The following is a 7,487-nucleotide window of genomic DNA, read 5'->3' as shown; positions in this document are numbered from 1 at the left end:
CGATTACCGCAAAAACCGCTATTGCAAAATCATGCAAAATCGCGCATCCTTGCACCCCAGTTTGAGCCCCTGATTTGATTGGTCCAAGTGGCGCCATTACGCCGAAAACGGGTGGCGTCTTAATGCCGGTAATTCACAAACGGTCTACCCAGACCACCCCCGCGCCAGTGCTAGCTTTGCGTACCGTCACTTATTGCACTGAAAACGAGGAGACCCCTGTATGCGCTGCACGCGCCCGAGGCAGAGTGCATCGCCAAGGGCAAAGCCAGAACGCCCTACGAGTTCGGCGTGAAAGTGTCCATCGCAGTGACGGCCAAAGAGGGCCTGGTGGTGGGCATGCGCTCCATGCCCGGCAACCCGTATGACGGCCACACGGTGGACAGCCAGCTCGAGCTGGTCGAGATCCTCACCGGCCACACACCCAAGATCGCGCTGGCCGACCGTGGCTACCGCGGTGTCGAGCCCGCGTGTTGGGCGCGACTGCTGATCAGTCATACGCGCAAGTTGCCCAAGCGGCTGAAGAAGCTGCTCAAGCGGCGTCAGGTGGTCGAGCCCATGATCGGACACATGAAGGCCGACGGCCTACTGGGCAAGAACTGGCTCAAGGGCGCGGGTGGCGACGCGCTGCACGCTCTGCTGTGCGGCGCCGGGCACAACTTGCGGATGATCCTGCGGCACCTGCGGGTGCTTTATTGCGCCTTGCTCGGACTGATCGCCATGACCGCCACGCTGGCCTTGCCGGCACCCACGTCAACATCGCCGCTCACCGCCTTGACTTCGCGCCGCTCCGCGCTGGCTCGCGGCTAAAACGAGTTGTTCAGGGCCGACTGGGTAGGAGTGGTCGGCAACGGGGCAAGTTAGCGATCGCGGTCGAGTGCCATCAAAGAATTGACCGACCTCTACCCGTGCTGGCCTGCACGCCCACAGTGTCTTCCATCATCCAGGGTGACCCGCCAGGGTCATGACAGTTAGCCCGATTCAACTGCGCCAGGTGCCCAGAAGGTCGGCAATTTCAACGAGCGCTGGGAAGCCCAGGTCCTGACGGACAAGCGTGCGGCGGTGCTCGATGCGTGCAAGCACTGCGGCAATGTCGAGTTCGCCCGTTTGGGGCCCGCTGGAGGAGCAGATCGAAGCACTGCGTGCCGCGAAAGTGGGCGGATGAAACGAGAGGTTAATGGCATCTCAAGACTCGGCGGTGAAGCCCACGCGTCTGACAACTTCCCACCACTTTTCATGTTGTTTTCGCAGGCTGGACGCCATGGCCTGCGGCGTTAAGCTGTGTGCTACCAAGCCCAGGGAGGCAAGAGCCTCCGCAACCGCCTTGCGATTGACGGCTTCGGCAACCATTTGATGAAGGCGTGAAACGGTTTGGGGCGAAACGCCTGATGGAGCAAAAAAGCCGAGCCACTGATCGCCAGCGGGGTAGTCTGCACCGAACTTTTGCTCTGCAAATGTGGGAGTGTCGGGCGTGAAGGGTGTTCGCTGCGGCCCAGAGGTTGCGATGATGCGCAATTTCCCCGCCTTTTGGAAAGACAAGAACGTCCCCGTAGGCGCAGCCATGCATGCAATCTGCCCACCGATCAGATCGGTAACTCCAGGCGCGGCGCCACGATAAGCCACGTGCCTGAGATAGACGCCAGCCTCCTTGGCTACCAGCGCCCCCAAGAGATGCAATGGTGTACCGGTACCGGGAGATCCGAAACTTGCGTGTTCAGGGTGCTCCTTGGCCCAGGCCAGGAAATCCCGGAGCCCACGCACGGAAGGCGGTACCAAGGGACCCAGCGCAAGGGCGTCAGTCGTAGTGGCTACGGTGGCTACGGGAGCCAGATCCGCGAACGGATCGTAGTCCAACTTGCTGTAGACGAAAGGGTACAAGGACAGCACGGCGTCTGGTGTGAACAACAAGGTGCTGCCATCGTCGACGGCTGCCTTGACGGCGGACACAGCTATCCGCCCACCCGCTCCGACACGGTTGTCAACGATCACGTTAACCCCGGGTTCCGTCACCGCCAATCCTTCTGCCACCCGGCGTGCAACCGCATCGACGACTCCTCCGGGTGGGAAGCCGTTGATGATCTTGAGTAATTTTGGTACCGGTTGGGCTTTGACGCTTCTTACAGTGCCGAGCGATAAGGTGGCAAATCCCGCGGCTTTCATCCACTCACGGCGTTTGATCATGGTGCCCCCCCTCTGCTCAAGACTGCGCGGTAAAACCAATTTTCTCAGCGACTGCTTGCCAGCGTTTGATGTCGTTTTTCAATCGATCGGACAAGCCTTCAGGCGAACTCCAACCAGCCTCCATGCCCATCATGGCGTAGGCCTTGACCAGTTCCGGGTTTGCAACAGCCGACTTCATGGCAGCGCTGGCTTGCTGGACCGCTTGCGCGGGCGTGCCTGCGGGCATGAATACCCCGAACCACTCGGTCATCTCACTCAAGGCGATGTGGAGCTCCTTGAAGGTCGGGACGTTGGTCAGGAAACGAGAGCGGTTGGCGCCAGTCACGCCCAGCACCCGGATCTTGCCGGTCTTCATGTGAGGGAGGAACTCACCCAAGGGCGCGGCCACCGCCGGGATGTGCCCCCCCAACAGGTCCACAATCGCAGGCTGGGAACCGCGGAAGCCTGTCTGCACCATTTTCACGCCCAAAAGCCGCCCGAGCAGCTCGCCCAAGAAATGCGGTCCAGAGCCGGTGGCACCATGGCCAAACGTGGCAGAATCAGGGTTACTCTTGATCCAGGCCAAGTAGTCGTTGAGGCTACCAACCGATTCCGGGACAGCGGGCCCGATCGCAAACCCAACCTCGCTTGTCGAAACCATACCGACCGGCACAAAGTCCTTGACCGGGTCATATCCCAGATCTTTGTACGTGTGAGGGTATAGCGTCATCATGGATGCAGGCGTCAGCAGAAGTGTCGCGCCGTTTGGTGCCGCGGCCTTAACATGCTGGATCGCAATTCGACCACCCGCCCCCGTGCGGTTGTCGACGAGCACACTGGAAGCATAGGCACCGCGCATTCCCTCAGACAACCGGCGGGCAGCCATATCGGTCGCTCCGCCTGCGGCGAGTCCAATCACGATCGTGGCCACGCCAGGGCCGGATTGCGCCAAGCTCATGCCCGGAAGGCCCCCGATTCCAAGGGAGCCCAAAGTGCTCAGGGCTGCTCGTCGGGTCAGAATATGTTTCATAATCTTTCCCCTTACATTTTCACTATTGCTCATTGATACTTGTCACTGGGCAGGGCTACGAACTGTTTATTAGGGCGAAGGCGGCGTATTTTTCGTCAAGCCGAATCAGGTTGAGCAGCTGGCGCGGCGCGCCGAAATGCGTCCAACTCGCCGCAGGCCGCGTCCACTGCGCGGATCAGGGGGTAGGGCGTCAGGTCCACCTGGAAGCGGCGGGCGCTTTCCACCTGCGGCACCAGGTAGCAGTCGGCCAGCGTGGGTGTGTCGCCAAAGCTGTAGCGGCCGCGCTTCGGGTCGACCGCCAGCAGTGCTTCGTAGGCATCGAAACCGGCGCTGATCCAGGTGCCACACCAGGCGTTGATGGCGGCCTCGTCGGCGCCGAACGTCTTGCGCAGGTACTCCAGAATGCGGCGGTTGTTGATGGGGTGGATGTCGCAGCCCACGATGGCGGCCAGCGCGCGCACCCGTTGGCGGCCGTCGGCGTCGGCCGGCAGCAGCGCGGGCGTGGGGTACTGTTCCTCCAGCCATTCGATGATGGCCGGCGACTGGATCAGCACTTGCGCGCCCGTGTCCAGCGCGGGCACCAACTGCTGTGGGTTCAGCGCCTTGAAGGCGTCCTTTAGGTGCTCTTCCTTGCCCAGGTGCACGGCCAGGTACTCGTAGGGCACGCCCTTGAGGTTGAGCGCGATGCGCAGCCGGTGTGACGTGCCGCTGCGCCAGAAGTTGTACAGCTTCATCGCGTGCAGGCTCACTCGGCCGGGCCGACGGTCAGGCTGATCTCGGCAATGCCTTCCACACGGCCGATGATCTTGTCACCCGCCACCACGGCGCCCACGCCTTCGGGCGTGCCGGTGTAAATCAGGTCGCCGGGTTGCAAGTGGTAGTAGGTGGAGAGGTCGGCAATGATCTCGCGGACGTTCCAGATCAGCTTGTCCACGTTGGACGACTGTTTGGTCTGGCCGTTGACTTCCAGGGCGATCGCGCCCTGCTCCACCACCACGCCTTGCATCGGCACGATCTCGGAGCAGACCGAGCCTTCCTCGATGTCCTTGCCGGTGTCCCAGGGGCGGCCCTTGTCGCGTGCCACCAGTTGCAGGTCGCGCCGGGTCATGTCCAGGCCGGCGGCGTAGCCGTAAATCAACTCGTGCGCCTGGTCTTCGCTGACGCGGAAGCCGGGCTTGCCGATCGCCAGCACCAGCTCCATCTCGTAGTGGTAGTTGCTGGTGCGCGGCGGGTAGGCCACGGTCGCACCACTTTCCACCAGGGTTTGTGGCGATTTGGTGAAGTAGAACGCTTGTTCGACGCTTTTGTCGACCGGACGGCCCATTTCCACCGCGTGGGCGTGGTAGTTGCGGCCGACGCAGAAGATGCGGTTGATGGGGAAGCGCTCGGTCTTGCCACGAACGGGCAGAGACTGGACGGGAGGCGGGTTCCAGAGGTAGTTGCTCACTTGCTTTCCTGTTGTGTGGTGCTTCGCGGCGGCTCAGCCGCGGTTTTCAAAGACGCCCAGCTTGCGGTGCAGGGGCGATTCGTCGGCCATGAAGATGAAGGACGGCTGGTCGGCTGAGAGGTTTTTCAGCGTCACCTCGGTGTAGCCGGGGGCGCAGCAGGTATCGGCTTCCCTCAGGGCGAAGGTGGACTCGGCGATGCGCGCCTCGCTGCGGCCTTCGATCTGGTGGAACACCACGGCGGGCGAACGCACGGGCAGGCGCAGGGTCTGGCCGGGCTTGAGCATCAGGGCGTAGAAGCCCAGGATGTTCTCGGCGTCGTCACCCGTTTCGGGGTTGACGTAGGTGACCTGCACGCATTCCTGCTCAGGCTGGTCGGCCGCCAGCGACAGCAGGGCGGCACGGGTGTCGGCCCAAGGGTAGCGCAAGAGAGGATAGCGCTTGTCGCTGCGCTGGAACACGGGGGTTGGCACCACGCCCGCACGGGTCCAGGCGCAGTCGCCCCGGCCGGGGTCGACCTGCTGGCGCTCGCCGTCGATGTGGTAGCTGGCCTCCATGTAGTACACCAGCGGCAGGTCCAGCACATCGAGCCACACCACGGGCTCGTTGCCGTCGTGGCCGTGCTCGTGCCACAGGCCGGTGGGCGTGAGGATGAGGTCACCCCGGCTCATGGGGCACTTCTCGCCATCCACGGTGGTGTAGGCGCCCTCGCCCTCCACGATCATGCGCACCGCGTTGGGGGTGTGGCGGTGGCTGGGCGCCCACTCGCCGGGCAGCAGCAACTGCATGCCCAGGTATATGGCGGCGCTGGCTTGCATCTTCTCCAGGCCGTGGCCGGGGTTGGCCAGCACCAGCACGCGGCGCTCGGCCTTCTCAATGGGGGTCAGCTCACCGGCCTTGAGCAGCAGCGGCTTGAGCGTCTGGTAGGACCAGTAAGTCGGCTGCGTCTGGCGGGTCGGGACATTGGGCGGCAGCACCGCGCGTAGGCTGGGCCATAGCGGCACCAGGTTAAGTTGTTTGAGTTCGTCTCGGTAGTCCTGCGGCAGGTCTTCCAGTCGGCCAAGTTCGTGACTCATGGTGATACGCTCCTCTTCATCAAGCATGTGGATAGGGGAAGCCGATATCCCTCACGCTTCGATCAGACCAAAGCAAGTATCGGCAATTTCTGAATCCGACCGCAGTCGGAAAAAGGGGCTCGTAATCTGTGTGCATCGAAATTTGATCGAGGCCGCTGCCCACGGCTGCCCCGCGGCATGGCTGGCCGCTCATGGAGGCTGGCCATGCTTTATTTATTTCTCTAAAAAAATCAGATCAAACCTTCAGCCGACAATGTGGCCCGGACTGCTGGACGTTCAGCCACGCGGTTGAGGTAGCCTTGCAGGCCGGGCCAAGGCGAAAGGTCCACATTCACGTAAGCCCCCCAGCCAAGCACAGTAAACAAGTAGGCGTCCACCACGGAAAAGTCGTTCCCCATGGCCCAAACCTTGTCACCGAGCATCTGCTCGGTATGGGCAAGACGGCTTTCCAATTGGGCCTTGATGACTGGCTTGGCATCCTGTGGAAACACCGGGCTGAACAGCGCTCCGAAGCTTTTATGCAATTCGGTGGAGATGAAATTCAGCCATTCCATCAGTCGGTAACGCTCCAGCGAGCCAGCTGCCGGTGCCAGGCATTTTTCTGGCACACGGTCAGCGAGGTATTGAACGATGGCCGGCCCTTCGGTGAGCACCTGCCCATCATCCATTTGCAAAGCGGGGACACTGCCCACGGGATTGACGGTCTTGTAATCAACACCAGTCTCAGTCACCTTGGTGCCGAGATCAACCTTTTCTAGCTGAAAGTCAAATCCACCTTCACGAAGGATGATGTGAGGCGACAATGAACATGCGCCGGGGCTGTAATAAAGCTTCATGAGACTCCTTAAAATCAAGGCGTGGTTGAAAAATCAGAAAAATCGATGCACTGAGAATTTATGGTTGCGTTTCCTTTTGCAACCTGCTCTCAAGCATGAAAAGGCGGTCATTTCCCCACCACATTTGATCATCCCAAAACACGGTGGGAACCCCGAAAACCTTTCGGTCAATGGCCGCCTGCGTCTCTTCGTCGTATGCCTTGGCGGCATTTTCGCTGTTCAAAAAATCTTCAAATTCACCGAGATCCCAGTTTAGCTTGTCGCATACCTCAGCCAGCAAGCTATCAGCATCCAGTGCCCACCCTTTCCCCCAAGCCGAATCGAAAACAAGGCGAACATATTCAGCGGCTCGCTCCCTGGCTGCCGGGTAATACAGTCCGGCATTCACCCGGCGGCTGTTGAAGTTAGGGGGGAAAACCAACGGAATCCTATAGAGATCGGCCCATCGCTGCAAATCCACCTTTAAGTAGTCAAGCTTGACCTTGAGGTCCCGATTGGATGGCCCGATGTTGCCAATGGCCGTTTTTGCTCGCGCCAAATCAATGGCGTGATACTGGATGGAGAATCCATAACGCCCGGCGAGCACCGACAAACGGTGGTTGGCCAGATACGAAAATGGGCTCAAAAAATCGAAATAAAAATCGACCATCACGATCATGCACTCCCAACAAAGAGAAGATGGCAATAGTGTGAGATTGCTTCAGGGCGATCGGTGCACCCTGCGCTTGTGGCGCTTCCACTCTGTACTGGCATATTTTTAACTCGCCGACTGCACTAATCCAGAAAACCTCCAGATCAGCAGGTTGTGCTGATCGGAGATATCTGACTCAGGACCTGGCCTCGCCTCACTTCTTTTTCGAGCCGGTTGCCGTTTTGGTTTTCTTCAATTCCTCGGCGTACTTGGTATGCAGTGCGGCCCAGGCGTTGCCTGATTTTCGAGCAC

7 protein-coding genes and 1 pseudogene are annotated in these 7,487 nt (G+C 60.4%); 1 reads left to right on the top strand and 7 read right to left on the bottom strand.

Annotated elements, in window-relative coordinates; genetic code table 11:
• Positions 1-201: 201 nt before the first annotated feature.
• Positions 202-807, top strand: a pseudogene (locus tag RV1423_RS27850) (transposase); the annotation flags it as partial.
• 375 nt (positions 808-1,182) lie between these two features.
• Here RV1423_RS27850 and RV1423_RS27845 read toward each other — a convergent pair.
• From RV1423_RS27845 to RV1423_RS27815, 7 genes are all read right to left on the bottom strand, one after another.
• Positions 1,183-2,178: a tripartite tricarboxylate transporter substrate-binding protein gene (locus RV1423_RS27845; protein WP_026437511.1), complete on the bottom strand. Its 996-nt coding sequence runs from the start codon at positions 2,176-2,178 to the stop codon at positions 1,183-1,185.
• A 16-nt stretch (positions 2,179-2,194) separates the two neighbouring features.
• Complete coding sequence (locus RV1423_RS27840; RefSeq protein WP_034303884.1) at positions 2,195-3,187, bottom strand: Bug family tripartite tricarboxylate transporter substrate binding protein; 993 nt, start codon at positions 3,185-3,187, stop codon at positions 2,195-2,197.
• A gap of 95 nt (positions 3,188-3,282) precedes the next feature.
• Entirely contained in the window at positions 3,283-3,921 is a 639-nt protein-coding gene (maiA, locus tag RV1423_RS27835) for a maleylacetoacetate isomerase (protein WP_026437509.1), read from the bottom strand.
• A gap of 11 nt (positions 3,922-3,932) precedes the next feature.
• Complete coding sequence (locus RV1423_RS27830) at positions 3,933-4,634, bottom strand: fumarylacetoacetate hydrolase family protein (RefSeq protein WP_026437508.1); 702 nt, start codon at positions 4,632-4,634, stop codon at positions 3,933-3,935.
• A gap of 33 nt (positions 4,635-4,667) precedes the next feature.
• The gene (locus RV1423_RS27825) at positions 4,668-5,708 is read right to left on the bottom strand and encodes a cupin domain-containing protein (protein WP_228771123.1); all 1,041 of its coding nucleotides are present in this window, start codon (positions 5,706-5,708) and stop codon (positions 4,668-4,670) included.
• Between the two features lie 230 nt (positions 5,709-5,938).
• Positions 5,939-6,544 carry a glutathione transferase GstA gene (gene gstA, locus RV1423_RS27820; RefSeq protein ID WP_026437506.1) on the bottom strand — a complete coding sequence of 202 codons (606 nt, stop codon included), beginning with the start codon at positions 6,542-6,544 and terminating at the stop codon, positions 5,939-5,941.
• A gap of 58 nt (positions 6,545-6,602) precedes the next feature.
• Complete coding sequence (locus RV1423_RS27815; protein ID WP_032489823.1) at positions 6,603-7,202, bottom strand: 2-hydroxychromene-2-carboxylate isomerase; 600 nt, start codon at positions 7,200-7,202, stop codon at positions 6,603-6,605.
• Positions 7,203-7,487: the final 285 nt, after the last annotated feature.

This window comes from Herbaspirillum sp. RV1423 (genome assembly GCF_000577615.1).
Lineage (GTDB): Bacteria > Pseudomonadota > Gammaproteobacteria > Burkholderiales > Burkholderiaceae_D > Herbaspirillum.
Note: the sequence above shows the minus strand (reverse complement) of the source record. Positions and strands in the feature narration are given on the sequence as shown.

Excerpts from the sequence above, each read along its gene's own strand:
- maiA (WP_026437509.1), bottom strand. The coding sequence starts at position 3,921 with ATGAAGCTGTACAACTTCTGGCGCAGCGGCACGTCACACCGGCTGCGC.
- RV1423_RS27845 (WP_026437511.1), bottom strand. The coding sequence starts at position 2,178 with ATGATCAAACGCCGTGAGTGGATGAAAGCCGCGGGATTTGCCACCTTA.
- RV1423_RS27840 (WP_034303884.1), bottom strand. The coding sequence starts at position 3,187 with ATGAAACATATTCTGACCCGACGAGCAGCCCTGAGCACTTTGGGCTCC.
- RV1423_RS27825 (WP_228771123.1), bottom strand. The coding sequence starts at position 5,708 with ATGAGTCACGAACTTGGCCGACTGGAAGACCTGCCGCAGGACTACCGA.
- gstA (WP_026437506.1), bottom strand. The coding sequence starts at position 6,544 with ATGAAGCTTTATTACAGCCCCGGCGCATGTTCATTGTCGCCTCACATC.
- RV1423_RS27815 (WP_032489823.1), bottom strand. The coding sequence starts at position 7,202 with ATGATCGTGATGGTCGATTTTTATTTCGATTTTTTGAGCCCATTTTCG.